Raw genomic sequence first — 20148 nt, 5'->3', positions numbered from 1 at the left:
GCACGGCCGGATACCCCGGTCATTGGCATCGATCTCAAGCATCTCGGCGTTTCTGTACGCGTCGTGCCGAATGCAGGTGCGCCTGAGACCGAGCGCGCCCTTCAAATCGCAGGCGTGGGAAGGAATGTCGAGGCGTCACTGAGCTTCGATAGTCTCGTGAGCAAGGCAATCCGGGAGATGCCGAAAGCGCGAATGGACCAGGATCCGGTGGTGCGCCGGCTCTCCGAGGCGCTTGCCGCCGCGGAGCGAGATCAGTCGGAGTTCGGCGGGATCTACGCGGACGCGATCAGGCTCGTCACGGTGGCGAGGATGATCAGCGCCGATACGAAACCGGCTTCGCCTGTGCAGGCCAACCGGGACGACGGACTATCAAAGTGGCGCCTCAAGCGCGTCGTGGAGTACGTGGCCGCGCATCTCGATGAGAAAGTGACGCTGGCGGACATGGCCGGAGCAGCCCGGCTGAGCCGGATGCATTTTGCCGCGCTGTTCTTCCGCGCAACCGGATTGACGCCGCATCAATATCTGCTGAAGCAGCGTGTCTCCGCTGCGCAGGACATGCTGCGAACGACCGACAAATCGATCGTCGACATCGCGCTGAGCGTCGGCTTCAGCACCCAAGCGCACTTCACCACCGTCTTCAAGCGCATCGTAGGACAAACGCCCTTGAAGTGGAGGGAAGGCAGGCCGGCGGAGCCGCTGCTGCCGTCATACAGGCGAATTGGCGCTGACGAGCGAACCGTCGAGGGACCACGGCCGCTCTGACGAGCCGGCGCCTCGACATAAACCTTGGTGTTAACCGTGCACGCCGCGAGAACTGCGCGACTTAACCAACCAGTATAATCGACGATATCCCGCACCCTTCGTAAAACACAACATCGAAGCATTGCAGTGACCCGGCGATCGGGATTGTGGAAGCCATGAACCGTCGACTGAAAAATTTCATTCTCAGACGCCTCGCGGTTCTCCTGGTGTCGTGGCTGCCCGCGTCGTCTCATTCGTTTGGAATCGAGAGCAGGGCTGACGCTGCGCTACGCCACGTTCACCAAGCTCCCCTGAATTCGCTGGTAAAACAAAGCATGTTGCTTTCTCTGGATACGAAGTGCTGCTCGAAGGCAGTCTTGCAGCGGCAATACGATCGCATTGTAAGACTGGACGCAAATCAGGCTCGCATCACTGTCTAGAGCCGTGAAAGACGGCTCGCGCACCGAAGGCCGCTGACGCGGCCCTCAGTTGTCCCGGGCGGGCTGCTGACTGGCCAACGGCTGCCGAACGCCAAGCACATCGGCCATTCGCACGAGCTCGGCGAGCGATTTGGCCTGCATCTTCCGCATCATGTTGCCGCGGTGAATCTTCACCGTGATCTCGCTCAGCGACAGGCGCCAGGCAACCTGCTTGTTCATCAGTCCTGCCGTGACAAGGCCCATGACTTCCCGTTCCCGGGGCGTCAGCGAATCGTAGCGCAGCCGGATGTCTTCGTCCCGCCGCGCTTCTGCGCGGCGCCGCTGATCGCGGGAGACGGCCTCTTCGACGGCCGCAAGAAGTGCTTCCTCTTCGAACGGCTTGGGAAGGAAATTGACGGCGCCGGCCTTCATGGCGCGGACGGTCATCGGGATGTCCCCGTAGCCGCTGATCAGGATCACCGGAATCGAGGCGTCGCTCTCAACCAGCTCCTCCTGGAATTCGAGCCCGTCGGCTTCCCCCAACCGGATATCCAGGATCAGGCAGGACGCGGAGTTGATGGCATCGGATGCCAGGAACTCGCCGGGCCCCGCGAACGTCTCGACGGAGTAGCCGACGGCACGCAGCAGGCTGCTGAGCGAATTGCGCACGTCGGTGTCGTCGTCGACGATGCAGATGAGGGCGGTGCTGATCGAGCTCTGTGATGCGCTCATGCTGTCCAGGGCCAAGTCATTGGAGTATCGGGGGAGGTCCCTGGGAAGAGTCGCCCAGGATTGCCTCCACGTCGTGGAGCAGAATCTCGGGATCGACGGGCTTGTCAACAAAAGCCGCGGCTCCAAGACTTTTTGCCTCGGCGCGCGCTTCCGGCGTCGAATAGGCCGTCATGACGATCACGGGGACGCCGACACCCCGGCGCCGCAGTTCCCTGTGCAGGCCGAGGCCATCCATGCCCGGCATGTGCAAGTCAGTGATGACGCAGTCGACATTCGCGACGGAGGCCGACGCCAGGAAGTTCTCGGCCGCGCCAAAACTCTCTACGCGCAGGCCTACCGAGCGAAAAAAGCTCGATATGCTTTCCCGCACGTCGTCGTCATCGTCAACGATGCAGATGGTGGATCCTTGTGGCACTAGACAGCTCCTCCCGGGCAATTTGCCCGGTGTTTCCGTCGGTATGGCCGGTTTCTGTCCATTTTCCCATCATATCAAGATATTAGGTTTCGACCATCGCGCCTCCGCCGGGATGTTCAATGGCAGCGTGAACCCCACGGTTGCCCCCCATCCGTCATTGTTGGACGCCGAAACGCGGCCTCCCTGCCCTTCGATGATCGTCCTGCAAATCGACAGCCCAAGGCCCATTCCATCGGATTTGGTGGTGAAAAACGGCTCAAAGATGCGCTCGGGGTTGCCCTCGATCCCGATGCCGCTGTCCTCGACAGCCACTTTGATGAAATTCTCGGCGGTGCCGTCGATCCTGACGCGGATCTCGTGCGGGCGGTCGGCGATTCCCCTGGTCGCATGGAGCGCGTTCATCAACAGGTTGACGATCACCTGCTGCACCTGCACCCGGTCACAGATAATCGGGCCTGGGATATTGGCTTCCTCAACCCGGATAGTCGCCGCCGCAGCGCGCGCTTCCCGCGCCAGCAGGGAAACCGCATCCTGCACCAGGGCGCCCATATCGACGGAGCTGACCTGCGGCGCGGTCTTCTTGGCGAGCCCGCGCACCCTTCCGACCACCTCTGCGGCCCGGTTGCCGTTCGAGACGATCTTCTCCAGGCAGTCGGCCACCTCCGTGAGGTCGGGATCTGGCCGGGTAAGCCAACGCTTGCCCGATTTGCCGTAGTTGATGATGGCCGCGAGGGGTTGGTTGACCTCATGCACGATCGAACCGGCAAGCTGGCCCAGCAGAGCCACGCGCCCGGCGTGAGCGAGTTCGACGGAGGTCTGCTCGATCTTCGCCCGCGCCTCGTTTCGCTCGGTGACATCGAAGGCCATGAGCAGCACCCTTGACCAATCCTGTCCGTCCGGCAGGACGGACACCCGCAGCACCGCATCGATGATGCGCCCATGCAAAGTCGCGCACCGCGTCTCGATCTCCGCGAGCGAAGAACCAGCCACTAACGAGGCAAAGATGTGCGCCAGGGCCGGGTCGGAATCCGGCGATTGTCCGAGCAGTGCATTGCCGTCGGTCAGATCGGCGACCGTATCGGCTTCGAACATTGCAAGCGCGGCGCTGTTGGCGTTGTAGATCCCGATCTCGTTGGCGGCCGCGCGCAAGATCTGCGGATTCGACAATAGCCACGCTTCGCAGTCTTGGCTTGGTCTTCTGCTGTCCAGAATCAGCCGCATGGCCTTGCTCAGGTCGCATTCCAGGGCGGCAAACCCCGCCGAGTTGAAGATGGTGCTGTAGCGCTGCTCGGAGCTCCGTCTTTCCGCCAGGGCACGGCGGCTCTCGGTCAGATCGGCACTGGTTTCGATGATGCCGACGGGCCGGCCGTCCGGATCTCGTCGCTCGAGCCAGCGGCTCGCCAGAATGACCCGCGTGCCATCTCGCCGCGTTCGGATGATTTCGCCCGACCAGGTTCCATTCTGCTCGAGAGAGGCGCTTATTTCCTCTGCCGAAACGATCGACTCGAGCAGGTCGCTGCAACGCCTGCCCAGCGCCTCGCCGCGCGTCCAGCCATAGAGCCTCTCGGCGCCTTCATTCCAGTAGCGGATGATGTCCGATCGGTCGCGGACAACGACGGTGTCGTGCGAGAGTTCGAGGATTCTCGCTTGCTCAGCGAGAGTGGTTCTCGCGGACCTGTCCCTGAGCGACAGCAATACTGTGATCGCGATCGCGACAAGACTTACGATGTAGCGCAGCAGGGCGCCTCCCAGGGGATCGTCCGCATGCCCGATCAGGAACGCGATCGTCGTGAGCACGGCCGTGATACAGCCGCTGCCGATCACGAACCTGCGGCCGAGCGGCGCCAGCGTCAGCACCACGCCCGTGTACAGGACCGCGACGGCGCCATCGATCGGGCTTAACGCATCCGCCAGGAAAATCAGCGCCGACGCAACGATGGCCGCCGCGAGCGCGAATTGACCTCTCCGGCGGCTGATCGCCTTGAAACTACCCTGCTTTGGACCAGTGTTGGCCGCCATGTCATCCTCATCAAACCCCGTTCCCGGGCCGACTTTTATCGCGTCTGCTCGCAAGAATGATCATACCTAGGTTTGAATTCTCCTTCCCATGTTTTGTCTGTAGCTGGGAGCTTGAGCCGCATCCGCGGGCACCGTGCGAATTTGAAACGCTTATGCGAACCTCGGAAGACAGGATTTCAATTGGCCGCGCAACCTTCGGTGCACGCTTCGCCCGAAGCCGCACCATGCCGCGAACGAGTTTCTGCCAAAGATCAATCCAGCATTGACGCGTAGTTCGTGACCGAGGGCGATACGCGCGTTGGGAAAGCCGATTCATCATGTTGAAATCAGCAATCGTTGGAGTCGTGGATTTCTGTGCGCAGCGGCGCTGGTGGGTTCTCATTATCGGAATCCTGCTCGCGGTCGCAGCGCTCGCCTATGACGTCACGCGCTTCTCGATCACGACGGACACCGACAAGCTGATCTCGAACAACCTTGCATGGCGTCAGCGCCAGGCGGCGTTTTCCGAGGCATTTCCGGACAAGGGAATCCTGGTCGTGGTCTCCGCACCGACGCCGGAAAATGCCGAAGCGGCGACAAGCGCGCTGACGCAGGAACTCGCCAAACACCCAGATCTGTTCCGCGCGGTTGTCCAGCCGGACGGAGGCGAGTTCTTCCAGCGCAACGGCCTCCTGTTCGAACCGCTGCCCAGCGTCAAGAAGTCCATCACGGGATTGTCGAGCGCCGATTTTCTGATCGGCTCGCTGGCGGCCGATCCGACCCTGCGCGGCGTGGCGAAGGCGCTCGGCTATGCGCTCGATGGTGTCGAGGGCGGAGACATCAAGCTCGACCAGCTCGTGTGGCCGCTCTCGCTTGCCGACAAGACCCTGAATGACGTGCTTGCCGGCAAGCCGGCGACATTTTCATGGCAGGCGCTGGTGCAGGGCTCGCAGCCGCAGACGGACCGATTGCGCCACTTCATAGAAGTCGAGCCGGTCCTGGATTTCTCCGCGTTGCAGCCGGGCCGCAAGGCGACGGACGGCGTCCGTCGAGCCGCCACCGATCTGAAATTGGGCGAGACGTTCGGCGCCACCGTACAGCTCACCGGCACAGTGCCCATGAACGACGATCAGTTCTCGGTGATCCGGCAAAGCGCGCTGCGCGACACGTTGACGGCCTTGTTCGGAACGCTGATCATATTGTGGCTGGCGCTGCGTTCGTGGAAGATCGTCACGGCGGTGTTTTTCAGCGTGATCGTCGGCCTCACTGTGACCGCTGCCCTTGGCATCGTCATGGTCGGGGCCTTCAACCTGATCTCGATTGCATTCTTCGTCCTGTTTATCGGGCTGGGCGTTGACTTCGGCATCCAGTTCAGCGTCCGTTACCGCTCCGAACGGCACGAGTGCAGCGATTTGCGGGAAGCGCTGCGACGGGCCGCGCGCAAGGTGGGAGCGCCGCTCTCGCTGGCTGCCGGCGCCACCGCCGTGGCCTTCTTCTCATTCCTGCCGACCAGCTATCGGGGCCTTTTCGAACTGGGGCTCATTGCCGGATGCGGCATGTTGATTGCCTTCTTCTGCAGCATCACCCTTGTCCCGGCGATGTTGACGCTGCTGAAGCCGCCGGGAGAACTGGCGCCGGTCGGTTTCAGCAGCCTCGCACCACTAGATGATTTCCTGCAGCGGCATCGCATCGCGGTGATCGCCGGCACCATCCTCGTCGTCCTCGCCGGAACGCCGCTGCTCTCTCGCCTTCCGTTCGACTTCAACCCGATCAACCTGCAGAACCCGCACGCCGCGTCCGTCGTGACCTATCGCGAGTTGCAGGGCAATCCACTGACCAGCGGCGACGATGCCGAAGTGCTAGCATCATCGCTGAGCGAAGCCGGCAGCATCGCAAAGCGGCTGGCGGCCCTGCCCGAGGTCTCGCGCACACTCACGCTCAACAGCTTTGTTCCCGATGACCAGGACCAGAAGATCGCCGTCATCAAGGCCGCTGCGCCGCGCCTCCATGGCGCGCTCAATCCGCCGCGCGATCCGGCGCCGACGGACAAGGACACCGTGGATGCCATTCGCGCGACCGCGCAGCATCTTACGAAAGTCGCGGGCACCGCGACCGGCCCGGGCGCTGAGGCCGCGCGACGCGTTTCCGATTTGCTGACGCGCCTCGCGCAAGCCGACGCCGCGACGCGCGCAAGCGCCGAAGCTGCCTTCGTTCAGCCGCTGAACCACAATCTCAACCAGTTACGGAACAGCCTCGATCCGCAACCGGTGACCATCGAGAATCTTCCCGCCGATCTTGTTCGCGACTGGCTGTTGCCGGACGGCAGGGCCCGCGTTGAGGCGCTGCCAAAGGGCAACGCCCAGGATAGCAGCGTCATGCGGCGGTTCGCGACTGCGGTCATCGCCGCGGAGCCGTCGGCCACCGGCCCCGCAATCAGCCTCTATCAATCGGGCCGAACGGTCATCGGCGCCTTCATCGAAGCGGGTGCGCTCGCGCTTGGCGCCATCGCGATCCTGCTCCTGATCGCGTTGCGCCGCGTCACGGACATGCTGTTGACACTGATACCTTTGCTGCTGGCCGGCGCGGTCACGCTGGAGATATGCACGCTGACCGGCACAGCGATGAACTTTGCAAACATCATCGCCCTGCCGTTGCTGCTGGGCGTCGGCGTCGCGTTCAAGATCTACTACATCATGGCCTGGCGTGAAGGGCAGACGGGCTTGCTGCAATCCAGCCTGACCCGCGCGGTGATCTTCAGCGCCATGACCACCGGGGTGGCGTTCGGAAGCATGTGGGCATCGAGCTATCCGGGCATGTCGAGCATGGGCAAGATGATGGCGCTCGCGCTGCTCTGCACAATGGCCGCTGCCGTGCTGTTCCAGCCGGTTTTGATGGGACCGCCGCGCCAGGTCAGAGCGGCTTCGGCGCAGCGGTCGGCCGATCCATTGCCTCGCCCGGCGGAATAAATCTTCCCCTGGTCTGATCCAGGCATCAGTTGCGACGGTTTTTCCGAAAGCTCGGCTGCATGATAGCGAACCGGTTCACATTCAACGTCGGCTCTGTCATGCTATGTTCATATATCGCAGCCGGACGGAGGACCGGGCGACTGCTGCTTGAAGGGGCGAAGCTGCATCTGGCCATCGTGACCGAGCGAAAATGGTGACGTGCTCGCTTGCAACATTGCTGGAGGTTGACCATGCATTCCGTTTCAGCCGAATGGCAATCCGCTTCGACAGCCCCCTCTGACGAGGATCTGGAAATCTGTACATTGAATTATGATGGCATGGTCCATGCGCTTCCCTTTCCTTGCCGCAGGGACGGAACCAACTGGGTCGATCGTTCGGGCGGAATGCACGCCGACATTCATCCGACCCAATGGCGCAAATGGATTGAGCCGAACTAGCCCCCGGTGAGGGCGACGCGGACTGGCCCTGCGCTACCGAAGTTGCGTGCTGACGCAGCCTGATCTGCAGCCGAGCGAAGTCGGCCTGGGAACATCGACCACAAGTTTGTCTCGCATGTTCCCGCTACCTAAGACATAGTGAGCCTCCCGTACGCTGCGGAAATCAAGGCTCATGAACCGAAGTCCGGTGCTCATAGACTTGGCCCTCCAAGGCGGAGGCTCGCATGGTGCATTCACCTGGGGCGTCCTCGACCGGCTGCTTGAAGAGCCATGGTTTCAGATTGCGGGCATATCCGGGACATCTGCCGGGGCGATGAACGCTGCCGTGCTGGCGGACGGCTGGACGGAGGGCGGCGCTGCCGGGGCACGTGAGGCCCTGGACAAATATTGGCGGAGCGTCTCGCGCGCCGCTGCATTCAGCCCGCTGCAACGCTCGCCGCTCGACCATCTCATGGGACGATGGTCGCTCGACACCTCTCCCGCCTATCTCTTCACCGATTTGATGTCGCGGATGCTGTCGCCCTACGACCTCAATCCGCTCGGCTTCAATCCATTGCGAGAGATACTGGCCGGCGCCATCGATTTCGATCGTCTTGCCCGCGCGCCGATCAAGCTCTTCGTCACCGCCACGCGGGTGCGAACCGGTCGCGGACGGATCTTCCGCAACGCAGAGATCAACGCGGATGTCCTGCTGGCGTCGGCCTGCCTGCCGACGATGTTCCGCGCCATCGAGATCGATGGCGAGCCCTATTGGGACGGCGGTTACGCGGGCAACCCGACGATCACGCCGCTGGTTCGCGAGACCGATGCGCACGACACCATCATTGTGCAGATCAACCCGACCGAGCGGCCGGAGCAGCCACGCACCGCCGCCGAAATCCTCAACCGCCTCAACGAGATTTCATTCAATTCGCCGCTTGCGAAGGAACTGCGGATGATCGCGCTGCTCCGCCAGGTAGCCGACCCCGGCACTGGCGAGGGCGCCCGTTGGGCGCGGATGAAGACGCACCGGATCAAGAGCGACATGCTCGCGACGTTCGGCGCGTCATCCAAGCTCAACGCCGAATGGGCGTTCGTATCCAAGCTGCGCGAGGAAGGGCGGCGAGCCGCCAACGAGTTCCTCGACATGCACGGCGCCGATCTCGGCATGCGTTCGACCGCCGATCTCGATATCCTGCTGGCGGAGTGCTGAGGTCATGGGGCTTCTCGGCATTTTGGTCGGGCTTGGTCTGCTGATCTGGCTTGCTTTTCGCGGCTGGACTGTCCTGCTGCTGGCGCCGATCGCCGCACTGATCGCCGCAGCCTTCGATCGTCAACCGCTGCTCGCCAACTGGACGCAGACGTTCATGAGTAGCGCGGCGGAATTTCTCGCACAATTCTTCCCGATCTTTCTGCTTGGCGCCGTCTTCGGGAAGCTGATGGACGACAGCGGTGCGGTGGTCGCGGTCGCGAACTTCATTACCCGCAGTCTGGGCGAGCGCCGGGTGATCCTTGCCGTGGTGCTCGCAGGTGCGTTGGTCACTTACGGCGGCGTCAGCCTGTTCGTCGCGTTCTTCGTGATCGTTCCGATGGCTCAGTCGCTGTTTCGCAAGGCGGCGATTCCGCATCGCCTCGTGCCTGCGGCGGTCATTCTCGGCACCTCGACTTTCACCATGTCGGCGATGCCTGGCACACCGTCGATTCAAAACGCCATCCCCATGCCCTTCTTCGGTACGACGCCCTTCGCGGCGCCTGGCCTCGGCCTTATCGCGTCGATGATCATGCTGGGCATCGGGCTATGGTGGCTGCATCGCGCCGAGAAAACGGCGCGATGCACGAATGAGGGCTATGGCGACGCGCCATCGTCAACTCCCGAATCTGCGGCCGATGATGAACGATTGCGCGGGCGGGCTGCAACCGCGCGGGAATTCGATCCCGCGGAGATCCACCACGGACACCACAGCGAAGTGGCGGCCCCGGTTCTCAACGCCATTCTTCCCTTGATCGTCGTTGTCGTTATCAATCTCGTGATGTCGCTCGTTGTCCTGCCGCGGCTCGACTTCTCATTCCTGGCCGAGCAGCGCTGGGGGAACACGTCGCTATCAGCCGTTGCCGGTGTCTGGTCGGTCATCGTTGCCTTGGCGGCAGCAATCGCGGCAGTCATCCTCTGCAACTGGACGCGACTGCCTGCACTGCGGCAAACCATGGATGCCGGGGCCAATGCGTCCGTCCTGCCCGCCTTGAGTGTCGCCAGCCTCGTCGGCTTCGGCGCCGTTGTTGCGTCCCTCCCCGCCTTCGACATGGTGCGGGACTGGGTGCTCGGCATCGAAGGCGGGCCGCTGGTCTCGCTTGCCGTCGCCACAAATCTGCTTGCGGCGTTGACAGGGTCGGCTTCCGGCGGCTTGACGATCGCGCTCGATGCGCTGGGTCAGACCTACATGGAAATTGCCGCGCAGGCCGGGATTGATCCCGGCATCTTGCATCGCGTGGCAGTGATCGGCGCGGGGACCCTGGACATTCTGCCTCACAATGGCGCCGTCGTGAGCCTGCTCGCGATCTGCGGCCTGACGCATCGTGAAAGCTACTTTGACATTGTGGTGGTCGGGATCGTGAACTCCGTCATCGCTCTTGCCGCGGTGATCGCGATCGGCACCATGTTCGGGTCGTTTTGACGCCGCCAAGCGACAACGCGCTGGCCGATGCTTACGACCAGGGCCTGCACTCATTTGTGGACGCCCCGCATCCGGCCTCCGATGCAGCGAGGGAGCTGGCGATATCCAGACCGATTGTGATAGCCTCTGACACGGATGCCTCCCAGTGGTGCTCAACACCTCCACTTTGGCACATCGATGCCGTCGGGCGGGGCGTCCCCCCCCCATCATAAATCGGGAAGCTACGGATCAGGGCACGTTTCGAGCCACTCCCGCTCGACGTCGTGCCTCCAACGGGCGCCCCACGCATGCAAATGCAGATAACATGCGGTCGATGTTTATTGTAGCGTTCCGAGATAACCGATGATTGCAGCGCGTTCGGCATCATTGACGCCCGTGTAATCCATCGAGGTCCCCGGGCAGGCCTCGCGGGGCCGCTTGAGGAACTCGTCCAATCGCGCTTCAGTCCATACTCCCCCCAGTTGGCGCAAGGCGGGCGAGTAATCCGGGTAGTTCCTGATCGAGGCGACCCGCCGACCAACCACGCCGAACAGATTCGGGCCGATCCGATTGCCGCTGATTGGCGCTGACTGGTGGCAGCCGCTGCACTTCTCCGCAAACAGTGTCTCTCCGATGCTACCTTCTTTCGGGCGCACCGAGACCAAGGTTGCGGCGTCTGTCCACAGGATGACGCGACCGTCATGCCCCTCGATGAGGTCGCGGATTCCACTGCCGATGACGATCGACTCGAGATAAGCGACATGGCCGTCGCGCACCCGCGCGCGAAATAGCGTACCGGCCTTGAGCGAGCCGATCAACAGATCGCCGCGCCATTGCGGAAACAGCCCGCCCTCGACAGCCAACAGGTTTGAAGTCGCGATCGAAGGGACCCAGGCAAATACCGGCGTCTGATAGCGCTGCTGCGCGTCAGGCTTGTTCAGAGGCCAGGAAAATGAACCATAATCCGTCCCGTCGGTCGCGTACGGCCAGCCGTAGTTTTTGCCGCGCTCCAATCGGTTGAGTTCGTCGCCGCCTTGCGGGCCGTGCTCGGTGGACCATATGGTTCCCGACCGATCAACGAAGAGGCCCTCCGGATTCCGGTGACCGAGCGTGAAGACCGCTGCGCGGCCATCGGCAATGTTGATGGCGATGGTCTTACCGTACGAGGTCGCAGAATTCTGCGCCTGTGCTTCAACCGAGGCGACACCGTCGAACCCGAAATCGCCGACGGCAAGCAGCAGCGTCTGTGTATCGAGCAGCGCCATCCGGCCGCCCCCGAAATAGCCGACAAACGCGATGCCGTGACGCCGGCCCTCTCCGCGGACCGGCAGACACGGCGTAGTCTCGTAAAGCATCTTCCATTCCGGACCCGCCGCGCCGCGTAGAATGGTGGTACGATCTGAGTGCAGCATCGAGACCCGCTCGACCCAGCACTGCTGAGCTGCCTTCCAGTACGGATGTGAGACGAACACTCGCACGTCGGGGCCGGTCTCCTGCACCAGCAGAGCATAGGTCCGAAACCATTCGGTATTGAGAACCTCGCCTGCGGCCTCGACCCGCTGGCCTTCCTGCGGCAGCCATTCGTCTCGGGGAGCAGCCCAGGGGCGCCCGGCTGCCGCGGCAAACTCATCGCCGTTGATGGGAACGCGATAGGGCAGTGGGATGATCTTCAGACGGTCTGTCTCTGCCTCCCAGCCGAAGACGTAGAGATGACCATCCCCACTCAACTGCAGGTAACGATCGCCGATGCGCGCCAGTCCTCCGCCGCGCACCACGGATTTCGGAAAAACTCCCGAATAAGTTTCGACGTTGAGATTATAGTACTCGGTCCTGATCACGGCTGCAGTTTGCCGCAGCGACACCTGCGCTGTCAGACTCGGTGCGACCAGGCCAACCACGATCGTGGCGAGCAGCGCGCCTAGCGCGATAGCTCGATGCAGCAGCGAGGTTCCGACTAGATACGGCGCCGGAACAAGCACCACGGCGGATAAGAACGTGGCAACCGTGATGGTACGCGGAAAATTACTCTTGGTGACAATGAAACCTAGGAAGACCACGCCGAAAATGGCGATCGTCGATACGACTATCAACCACAGGGTCTGCCAACGTCCGGCGGACAGGAGCAGCGCGGCAATGCTGGCGCTGGCGACAAACGCAGTCGCAAGACACGCGAAGGGCAGCCACAGAGAACGCGGCAATTGCCATACTGGCAAGCCGAATCTCCACGCTGCTAAAAGCAATAGCAGACCGACAGACGTGGCGTACCACGCTGTGAGATAGCGCCATGACGGCGCTGCGCTCGCTTTCACTCTACCCTCTGGACCGCGCCCCCCGTCGCACCAGTAGGCTAGCTTAGCTTGCGCGCATGCGAGTATTAAATCGACCGCCTTGGTTAACAACCAAACTTCAGATGGATCGTGAGGTGGTAGTGATACAAGGAACTACTGCTTTCCAGACTTCTGCGCCGTCATGGGTACACCCTAAGCGGCCAAAGCGAGATACCCGCTCACGGTCAGAACCGATGCCGCAGTGGAGGCAAGGATGACGTTGGACGTGATATCAGCCTCGCGCTGGTAGAACTCCGCCAGCATGAACGGGCCCGTCCCGGTCGGAAGAGCGGCCAGCAGAACCGCAACGTGAGTGAGCAACGGTGACAGGCCGAACACGGCGGTCGCCATGATCCATGTGACGGCCGGCTGCAGGACAAGCTTGAAGCTCACGAGGAGAGCTGCCGATCCGATATCCTGCTCTGAGGTCTCGCGCTTGGCTGCAAGGAACAGTCCGAGCGCAACAAGCGCGCACGGCGAAGCCGCGCCACCCAATAGTTTCAGGAAGCTTTCGGCCGGCGCAGGGACACTGAGACCGGCGAGCGGAACGATCGCGCCGAGAGCAGGTGCGACCAGCAAGGGATTGCGAAGCAGCGAGCCGCCCACCTTGATGAGAAGGTGCTTGCGTCGCTTTTCGGTTTGCAGGCCAGTCTCGATCAGCACGATGGCAATGGCAAAGAGGATGCAGACCGTGATGATCGTGGCAATGAGGGTCGGGGCCAACGCGCCGCGGCCAAGCGCCACCAGCGCCAGCGGAAAACCGACAAAGCCAACATTCGCGTAGCCCGCATTCAGGCCGTCGATGGCGGCGTCGGCCAGGTGCCGCGGGTGGCGTAGACGAACGGCAATCGTGAGGCAGAAGACCAGCGCCGCGCCGATGCCGAATGCCGCGATAAAGCCCGGCTGCCAGACATCGGCCCATTGGGCGTGCGCGATGACGTCGAAAAGCAGGGCCGGGAGCGCGAGGTGCACGACGAAGCGGTTCAACTCCGTAGACGCGTGGGGGCCGAGGACGCCGAGCCGGCGAGCGAGCCAGCCCGCGAAGATCAGTGCGAAAATGGGGAGGACAGTGGTGAGGGTCGAGAGCATTGGAGAGCCTGACTTTGAAATTGCCGGTTAGCTCTATCCAGCCGTTCTGATATCATCCAATACCAATTCACGCCCCTATCCATACCTTTTCGGTATCATGATCGACATCAGGCAGATGCGCTATTTCGTGGCCTTGGCCGAGACGCTCCACTTCGGGCGCGCGGCCGAGCGCCTTCACATCAGCCAACCGCCGCTGAGCCGGCAGATCGCAGCCCTGGAAAAGGAGCTCGGCGTCCGCCTGTTCGAGCGTCACTCAAGGCGTGCGACGCTGACCCATGCCGGTCGGCGCTTTTTGGAAGATGCACGCGCGGTCCTGATCAGCTTCGATCAGGCCTGTCGCAACGCGCGCCTGGCCGAGCGCGGCGAGCTGGGCGAGCTTTCCATCGGCTTCATGATGCACGCGGCCTACACCGTCCTGCCGGGGTTGGCCCGGCGTTACATGGCCAATCATCCCGGGGTGCGCGTCGAATTGCGAGAGATCGTTCCCGCCACTTTGGCTGATGCTGTGCTGGCCGGGCAGTTCGATGCCGCCATCATGTTCAACCCTGGCCCCATTCGAGGCCTCGAGACGCAGACGATTTATCGCGAGCGGCTGTGCCTAGCCATGCACGCCAGCCATCCTCTCGCCAACCATGCAGTGATCCGCGCCAAGCAACTCAATGGCGAGCCCCTGATCGCTGTCCCCACCGATGTCGCACCGAAGCTGCGCGAGGCCATTGTCGCCTATTGTCGTTCCGGCGGGTTTGAGCCCACGTTCAGATTAGAGGTCGCACTTCAGCAGACGATCGTGAATCTCGTAGCGGAGAACCTTGGCATTGCTCTGGTGCCGCAATCCATGGGGCAACTGGGCATTGCGAATTTGGTCCACCGTAAGCTTGAAAAAGCGCCGACCATCGAGCACGTGGTCGCCTGGCGGCCAAGCAATCTCAATCCGGCGCTCCAGCCATTCCTTGCGGAAGCGCGGGCCGTTGCCCCGTAACAGGTGAGTGCGTTGCTGCCCTTCCCCTGCTTCGATTGGCTACAATTCAATTTGTATTTGTCTGAAAGCGCGGCGTTCTGCCTGCCAACCAGACGAAATCGCTTGCCGCGTCAGCAGCGCGTTGCACCCGGGCAACAGTCCCAGGAAAAAGTGTCAACCGGCACTTTTCGCCATTGTGCGTCCACAACTCGATCCGAAAGATCAGCGCTGTCGCATGCTTGGCTGTGTAACTCGGCTCAAGTGGAGCCCTTTGGAGGCTACGGGACATGAACCCGCGGCAATTTGCGACGGTGGCGCCGGCGCTGTGCGGAACGATCGTTCTCGCAGGTTGGGTCGTTGCATCGCTCGGCGGCTTAGGTTCCGCCAGCATCGAGCACTCCGGCGCGCTGCCGATCGAAGACCACCCCGCACCCTCTCTTTCCACCAACGCCGAGCCCGCGGATGCACCACAGGCAGCCGCGGCGGGAAGCGCCACTATCGTCGCGTCCGCCGATGTGGCAGCCGCCGTCGAGTCGGTGAAGGGCATCGTTGCCGATGCGCCGGCGGCCTCGGTTGCGGCGGAACCGATCGTCGAAGCCGCGCTGCCGGATTCGTCGCCGACGCTGCCGGCCGAAACACCACCCATGCAGGTGGCGACAGCGAACACGCCTGACCCGGTCCTGAACGACGACGGCACGGAGGCGGCAAACCGCATCGAAATTCTCGACGAATGCCTGGTCGTGGACATCTGCATCGACCGATACCTGTGGGCGCTCTACCAACGCACGCCCAAGGAAGACACCAACAAGGTGTCCGAGCAGAGGAAAGTGACAATCAGGAAGAGAGGCAAGACGAGGACCGTCACCAGAACCTTTACAAGGCTCGTCGATGCCGACTTTACCTGGAAGGATCCGAAGGCAGCGGAAAGAGCCGGCATGCCGATGATGGACTACGTGATCGGAGGCATGGATCGGGGCTTCAAGCTGAAGCTGTTTCATGCGCTTCACGCGGCGGAGCAAGCCGGACTGTCGCCGGGCATCACCAGCGCGTTCCGCGATGACTACCGTCAAGCAATCGCAAGCGGCCTGAAGGCGGCAAGCAACAGGTCATATCATGGCGGAAGCTTGCGCGGCGGCTATGGCCACGGGCTCGCGGCCGACATCGTGAGCGTGAAAGGCACGACACGGGGGCAGCGGTGGATTGCCAGTGAAGCCCTCTGGAAATGGGTCGATGCACACGGGAAGGAGTTCGGCATCGGGCGACCGTATCTCGATCGAGATCCGCCGCATGTGGCACCGATCGACGGCAGAGAATATGCCTCTCACCACGGCGGAACGAAGGTTCGCCACGCGGAGGCGAACACGAAAAAGCACACCAAACTGGTTATGCGCGCCGATCGCGGCGCGGCGAAACGCACAAAAAACGCAAGAGCGTCGAAGGGGCGAACGATCTAACCGTATTTCAAGCACGCGCTCCAACGACGCAAGCAAGCTCTGCCAAATTCCTTAATTGCGCCGCGCGAATGTCCCAAGAACCATACGAGTTTGGATCGGGGCGACTGGCGCCGCAGATGGTGTGCGCATGATTTCGCGTTTTGTGAGACGGCAGCGCAAACAGACGCGGCGGCAGCCAGCATATCTTATCATCGCCGCTTTCGCCGCACTTATCGCGGCTGGAGACCCTGCGGACGCCAGGGGGGCTCGGAGCGAGCGCTCGGTCGAATCCGTCCAGTCGCGCATCGCCGGCGAACCGATGATGGCCGTCGTTTCGCTCCAGGACCAGCGGATCACCGTTTACGACGCCAATGGCTGGATCCTGCGCGCGCCGGTGTCGAGCGGCCAGAAAGGACGCGAAACGCCAGCCGGGATCTTCAGCATTATCCAGAAGGAAGCCGAGCACTACTCGAACCTGTATGACGATGCGTACATGCCCCACATGCAGCGCATCACCTGGTCGGGCATAGCACTCCATGGCGGCCCCCTGCCCGGCTATGCCGCATCCCATGGCTGCGTGCGGATGCCTTTCGATTTCGCGGCGCGCCTGTTCGAGGACACGCGGATCGGCTTGCGGGTGATCGTGGCACCAACCGATGTGGCGCCGATCGAGATTGCCCATCCGGCTCTGCTACAGCCGAAGCCGGGCGCCATCGCTTCGGCCGCTGCCCGTCGGGCAGAAGCCGATGAGGCGGCCGCAAAGGCGGATCAGGCAAGGCGCGCCGCCGCGAAGGCTTACCGGGAATCCACACAGGCATCGATGCCGGTGCGCGTTGCGGACAATCTGAAGCGCAGGGCCGAGACGCAACTGGCCGCCGCCGAGGCCGCGCTTGGCTCCGCCGCCTCGCCCGAGGCAAAAGAACAGGCCGAGCGCACCAAAGCGCAGGCGGTCACCCGAGTAGCCGAGTTGCAGGAACAATGGACCGCGGCAAAGGCGGAGCTGCAACCGAAGCTCGATGCCGTCGCCGCCGCGCGCGAGGCCGCGCTCGCCGCGGAGAATGCGCGGATTGCGGCAGTCGACGCCGCACGCCAGGCGGCGCGCGAACTCGAGCCGGTATCAGTGCTGATCAGCCGCAAAACCCAGCGGCTGTATGTCCGGCGGGCATTTGAGCCTATCCTGGACAGCCCGGTCACCATCCAGGACCCCGATCGCCCGATCGGCACACATGTCTTCACCGCCATGGAGCCGACCGATGGCGGAAACGGCATTCGATGGAGCGTTGTTTCACTGGAAAGCAGCCATCCGCACAGCGGCGCGGCAGAATCTCACGATCCGGCGCGCGGCCACAGAGCTCGGGAGGTCGAGCCAAAGAAGACGGAGCCGGCCAGCGCAATGGCTGCGCTCGACCGGATCGTCATTCCGCAGGACGTGATGGATCGCATCGCCGGGATAACGCCGCGCTCGTCGTTGATCATCACCGACGAGGGGTTGAGCTCTGAAACCAGCAAAGGAACGGAATTCGTGGTCCTCATGAGCGGCGAGCCGCAGGGAGGAATCAAGATGCGACGACGCGCTCCGGCGAGCGAGTATCCCTATGCCCGCGCACGCGACCGTCAGCTTTTCTGGGGCCGGCCGTTCGCAGGACCGTCTTCCACGTGGTGAGGCCGTGATTTTCGCACTGGTAACGACCCAAATGCGCAGTGCCAAACCGGACGTATCGCGGCGAAATCTGATGATGCGACGGCAAGCGGCGTCGCACTGGTGTTCTTGATATCCGGAGCGTATAGTTGCGGGAGACTTGGCGGTAGTGCGGAATGTCAGTTTTCTCAGGCAGATTAAGTCTCGCGGTCACTTTAGCAGCGCTCTGTCTGGGCGGGCAAACGGCCCACGGCCAAGTTGTTCCCATGACATATTGGACTCCAGGCTGGCCCATCGGCTTTGACAATGTGACGGTCGACCAGAGTTCGAACACATACGGCAACTTTCCGAGCTTTGACGCCAGTGACGCTCGCGGCGGCCGCTTTTCCTATACGCGCTACAATTTCCCGAACGGCTGGTTCGTCGGCAGCGAACGCAGTGCCATGAGCTTGAGCGGCATCAACCAGTATGCAGCCTTTGGCAATTTCGGCTCGCTCTATACTGAGGGCGTGCAGTTCGGCTACAGCTTCAAGAACGCGGGCGGGCTGCCGCTCACGGTCTATGCCGGTTTCGACACCTTGAAATATAATACAGGCATCGGTAGCCCCTTCGCTCCCTTCGACTCCGTGTCCGGCACCCTGCCCGGCTATAGCGCGCATGCGGGCATCGAAATCCAGCCGGCGTCGAATCTCAGCCTGTCATTTGGCGTCGGCTACACCCAACAGTCGGGGCGCATCGACAGCGACATCAATTCGTCCTTGCTACCGGGCGCTTCTCCGTTTGCCTTCGGCGCTCGCCGCTAACGCACGCGAATGATGCTTGAGCTGGCGGCTCAAATCGCGCATCAATGCCCTTATTGCGCACCATAAAAAACAAAAGGGAGGCAATCATGAGGACGCTCACAGCCGTGCTGTGCGCCCTGGCGCTGTTCGCAACCGGCGCGCAGGCGCAAACCGTCAAGGATTTCCTGGCGCAGGTCACCAAGAAATGGACCACGCCGTTCGAGCCGTTTCAACTGATCGGCAACATCTACTACGTCGGCACCGACGGCATCGCCGTCTACGTGATCAAGACGTCTGAGGGCCTGATCCTCATGGACACCGCGCTTCCGCAGTCCACCGGCATGATCAAGGACAACATCGCCAAACTCGGCTTCAAGCTCGGCGACATCAAGTACATCCTGAACACGCATGCACATTTCGATCACACCGGCGGCTTTGCCGAAATCAAGCAGGAGACCGGCGCGCAACTCGTTGCCGGCGAACGCGACAAGCCTTTGCTGGAAGGCGGATATTATCCCGGCGATGAGAAGAATGCCGATCTCGGCTTCCCGCCCGTGAGGGTGGACCGCGCCGTCAAGGAAGGCGACAAGGTCACGCTCGGGGACACCACGCTGACGGCGCATGCGACGCCCGGCCACTCACCCGGCTGCACGAGCTGGGAGATGACCGTCAAGGAGGGCGGTCACGATCGCGATGTGCTGTTCTTCTGCAGCGGAACAGTCGCGCTCAACAGGCTGGTCGGCAACCCGACCTATCCCGGCATCGCCGACGACTATCGATCGACATTCGGCAAGGCCAAGGCGATGAAGATCGACGTGCTGCTCGGCCCGCATCCGGAAGTGTACGGCATGCAGCAGAAGCGCGCGCAAATGAAGGACGGCACCCCCAACCCGTTCGTCAAGCCCGGCGAGCTCGCAGCCTACGCGGCCGGTCTCGAACAGGATTTCGACAAGCAGCTCGCCAAGCAGACGGCCGCGCTCCAGAAGAGCAACTAGAGCGCAATGTCTTTTGGTTGAAACGCCGCTTCGCCGCAAGTTCACCTCTCCCGTAGGGAGAGGTCGTGCCGAAGGCGCGGGTGAGGGGTTACGGTGCCTCGATAGAGCAAATCCCCTCACCCGGCGTTACACGCCGACCTCTCCCTACGGGAGAGGTGAAGAGACGCAGCGCCCATCGCGGACACGACTCGACCTCATCTTATCAGACTCTAGACGCGGCAGTTATAGCGCCGTGCCGCCGCCAAACTTGGACGGATCGTTGTAGCTCGGCGTGTCGTCGTAGTGCATCAGCGGCCGAGGTGCTGCGAACTCCCAGCGCGGAACCGCGTAGACCGGGCCGGGTGGAATGATGACATGCTCCGGCCTGAAGTGATGGAGGGAGGCCGCACTGGCAGATGCAGACAGGGTGATCAACAGGCCTAAGGCCAAGAAAGTACGCATCGCGTTTACTCCGATGAACTTGTCGCCCGCTCTCATCCCATGAAGTGCGCTGGGGCCGCCATCGTACCAAGGTATGGCGGCATCACGATCGGTCACATCAGCGATATCGGCGGGCATGCCTTCTGGTGCCCGGCGCGGTCTGGCTC

General features: G+C 62.4%; 16 protein-coding genes. 10 read left to right on the top strand and 6 right to left on the bottom strand.

Annotated elements, in window-relative coordinates:
• The first annotated feature begins 156 nt into the window (after positions 1 to 156).
• Positions 157 to 762, top strand: coding sequence for a helix-turn-helix domain-containing protein (locus tag AC5ZG1_RS25695; protein WP_496134417.1), 606 nt, complete (start codon positions 157 to 159; stop codon positions 760 to 762).
• 464 nt (positions 763 to 1226) lie between these two features.
• Here the strand turns inward: AC5ZG1_RS25695 and AC5ZG1_RS25690 are convergent, their stop codons facing one another.
• The 3 genes from AC5ZG1_RS25690 to AC5ZG1_RS25680 form a co-directional block, all read right to left on the bottom strand.
• Positions 1227 to 1892 carry a response regulator transcription factor gene (locus AC5ZG1_RS25690; protein ID WP_496134462.1) on the bottom strand — a complete coding sequence of 222 codons (666 nt, stop codon included), beginning with the start codon at positions 1890 to 1892 and terminating at the stop codon, positions 1227 to 1229.
• A 16-nt stretch (positions 1893 to 1908) separates the two neighbouring features.
• On the bottom strand, positions 1909 to 2307 hold the full coding sequence (locus AC5ZG1_RS25685; protein WP_456643936.1) for a response regulator transcription factor: 399 nt from the start codon (positions 2305 to 2307) through the stop codon (positions 1909 to 1911).
• A 69-nt stretch (positions 2308 to 2376) separates the two neighbouring features.
• Complete coding sequence (locus AC5ZG1_RS25680) at positions 2377 to 4326, bottom strand: PAS domain-containing sensor histidine kinase (protein WP_496134416.1); 1950 nt, start codon at positions 4324 to 4326, stop codon at positions 2377 to 2379.
• A 317-nt stretch (positions 4327 to 4643) separates the two neighbouring features.
• On the opposite strand from AC5ZG1_RS25680, the gene hpnN reads away from it, so the two are divergent.
• From hpnN to AC5ZG1_RS25660, 4 genes are all read left to right on the top strand, one after another.
• Positions 4644 to 7271, top strand: a complete 2628-nt coding sequence (hpnN, locus tag AC5ZG1_RS25675; protein ID WP_496134415.1) for a hopanoid transporter HpnN — start codon at positions 4644 to 4646, stop codon at positions 7269 to 7271.
• Positions 7272 to 7501: 230 nt separating this feature from the next.
• Positions 7502 to 7708, top strand: a complete 207-nt coding sequence (locus AC5ZG1_RS25670; protein ID WP_208824778.1) for a hypothetical protein — start codon at positions 7502 to 7504, stop codon at positions 7706 to 7708.
• Between the two features lie 172 nt (positions 7709 to 7880).
• The gene (locus AC5ZG1_RS25665; protein ID WP_496134414.1) at positions 7881 to 8900 is read left to right on the top strand and encodes a patatin-like phospholipase family protein; all 1020 of its coding nucleotides are present in this window, start codon (positions 7881 to 7883) and stop codon (positions 8898 to 8900) included.
• Between the two features lie 4 nt (positions 8901 to 8904).
• Positions 8905 to 10359 carry a GntP family permease gene (locus tag AC5ZG1_RS25660; protein WP_496134413.1) on the top strand — a complete coding sequence of 485 codons (1455 nt, stop codon included), beginning with the start codon at positions 8905 to 8907 and terminating at the stop codon, positions 10357 to 10359.
• A 317-nt stretch (positions 10360 to 10676) separates the two neighbouring features.
• Here AC5ZG1_RS25660 and AC5ZG1_RS25655 read toward each other — a convergent pair whose 3' ends face one another.
• On the bottom strand, positions 10677 to 12737 hold the full coding sequence (locus AC5ZG1_RS25655; RefSeq protein ID WP_496134412.1) for a PQQ-dependent sugar dehydrogenase: 2061 nt from the start codon (positions 12735 to 12737) through the stop codon (positions 10677 to 10679).
• Between the two features lie 81 nt (positions 12738 to 12818).
• On the bottom strand, positions 12819 to 13754 hold the full coding sequence (locus AC5ZG1_RS25650) for an AEC family transporter (protein ID WP_496134411.1): 936 nt from the start codon (positions 13752 to 13754) through the stop codon (positions 12819 to 12821).
• Positions 13755 to 13851: 97 nt separating this feature from the next.
• Between AC5ZG1_RS25650 and AC5ZG1_RS25645 the strand changes: the two genes are divergently transcribed.
• The 5 genes from AC5ZG1_RS25645 (at position 13852) to blaBJP (ending at position 19561) form a co-directional block, all read left to right on the top strand.
• Entirely contained in the window at positions 13852 to 14733 is an 882-nt protein-coding gene (locus tag AC5ZG1_RS25645) for a LysR substrate-binding domain-containing protein (protein WP_456643930.1), read from the top strand.
• Positions 14734 to 14999: 266 nt separating this feature from the next.
• Positions 15000 to 16166, top strand: coding sequence for a peptidase M15 (locus AC5ZG1_RS25640; protein ID WP_496134410.1), 1167 nt, complete (start codon positions 15000 to 15002; stop codon positions 16164 to 16166).
• 127 nt (positions 16167 to 16293) lie between these two features.
• Positions 16294 to 17808: a L,D-transpeptidase family protein gene (locus tag AC5ZG1_RS25635; protein ID WP_496134409.1), complete on the top strand. Its 1515-nt coding sequence runs from the start codon at positions 16294 to 16296 to the stop codon at positions 17806 to 17808.
• 242 nt (positions 17809 to 18050) lie between these two features.
• Positions 18051 to 18587, top strand: a complete 537-nt coding sequence (locus tag AC5ZG1_RS25630) for a hypothetical protein (RefSeq protein ID WP_456643927.1) — start codon at positions 18051 to 18053, stop codon at positions 18585 to 18587.
• An 86-nt stretch (positions 18588 to 18673) separates the two neighbouring features.
• Positions 18674 to 19561, top strand: coding sequence for a BJP family subclass B3 metallo-beta-lactamase (gene blaBJP / locus AC5ZG1_RS25625; protein ID WP_456643926.1), 888 nt, complete (start codon positions 18674 to 18676; stop codon positions 19559 to 19561).
• A 222-nt stretch (positions 19562 to 19783) separates the two neighbouring features.
• Here the strand turns inward: blaBJP and AC5ZG1_RS25620 are convergent, their stop codons facing one another.
• Positions 19784 to 20002: a hypothetical protein gene (locus AC5ZG1_RS25620; protein WP_130225053.1), complete on the bottom strand. Its 219-nt coding sequence runs from the start codon at positions 20000 to 20002 to the stop codon at positions 19784 to 19786.
• Positions 20003 to 20148 lie beyond the last annotated feature (146 nt).

The sequence above is a fragment of the Bradyrhizobium sp. Leo78 genome (assembly GCF_059512425.1).
This window is presented reverse-complemented; position numbering and strand designations above follow the sequence as displayed.

What these genes read in the sequence shown, in the direction of transcription:
- AC5ZG1_RS25690 (WP_496134462.1), bottom strand. Translation starts at nt 1,892, where the DNA reads ATGAGCGCATCACAGAGCTCGATCAGCACCGCCCTCATCTGCATCGTC.
- AC5ZG1_RS25645 (WP_456643930.1), top strand. Translation starts at nt 13,852, where the DNA reads ATGATCGACATCAGGCAGATGCGCTATTTCGTGGCCTTGGCCGAGACG.
- AC5ZG1_RS25680 (WP_496134416.1), bottom strand. Translation starts at nt 4,326, where the DNA reads ATGGCGGCCAACACTGGTCCAAAGCAGGGTAGTTTCAAGGCGATCAGC.
- AC5ZG1_RS25620 (WP_130225053.1), bottom strand. Translation starts at nt 20,002, where the DNA reads ATGCGTACTTTCTTGGCCTTAGGCCTGTTGATCACCCTGTCTGCATCT.
- AC5ZG1_RS25670 (WP_208824778.1), top strand. Translation starts at nt 7,502, where the DNA reads ATGCATTCCGTTTCAGCCGAATGGCAATCCGCTTCGACAGCCCCCTCT.
- blaBJP (WP_456643926.1), top strand. Translation starts at nt 18,674, where the DNA reads ATGAGGACGCTCACAGCCGTGCTGTGCGCCCTGGCGCTGTTCGCAACC.
- AC5ZG1_RS25630 (WP_456643927.1), top strand. Translation starts at nt 18,051, where the DNA reads ATGACATATTGGACTCCAGGCTGGCCCATCGGCTTTGACAATGTGACG.
- AC5ZG1_RS25635 (WP_496134409.1), top strand. Translation starts at nt 16,294, where the DNA reads ATGATTTCGCGTTTTGTGAGACGGCAGCGCAAACAGACGCGGCGGCAG.
- AC5ZG1_RS25650 (WP_496134411.1), bottom strand. Translation starts at nt 13,754, where the DNA reads ATGCTCTCGACCCTCACCACTGTCCTCCCCATTTTCGCACTGATCTTC.
- hpnN (WP_496134415.1), top strand. Translation starts at nt 4,644, where the DNA reads ATGTTGAAATCAGCAATCGTTGGAGTCGTGGATTTCTGTGCGCAGCGG.
- AC5ZG1_RS25660 (WP_496134413.1), top strand. Translation starts at nt 8,905, where the DNA reads ATGGGGCTTCTCGGCATTTTGGTCGGGCTTGGTCTGCTGATCTGGCTT.
- AC5ZG1_RS25665 (WP_496134414.1), top strand. Translation starts at nt 7,881, where the DNA reads ATGAACCGAAGTCCGGTGCTCATAGACTTGGCCCTCCAAGGCGGAGGC.
- AC5ZG1_RS25640 (WP_496134410.1), top strand. Translation starts at nt 15,000, where the DNA reads ATGAACCCGCGGCAATTTGCGACGGTGGCGCCGGCGCTGTGCGGAACG.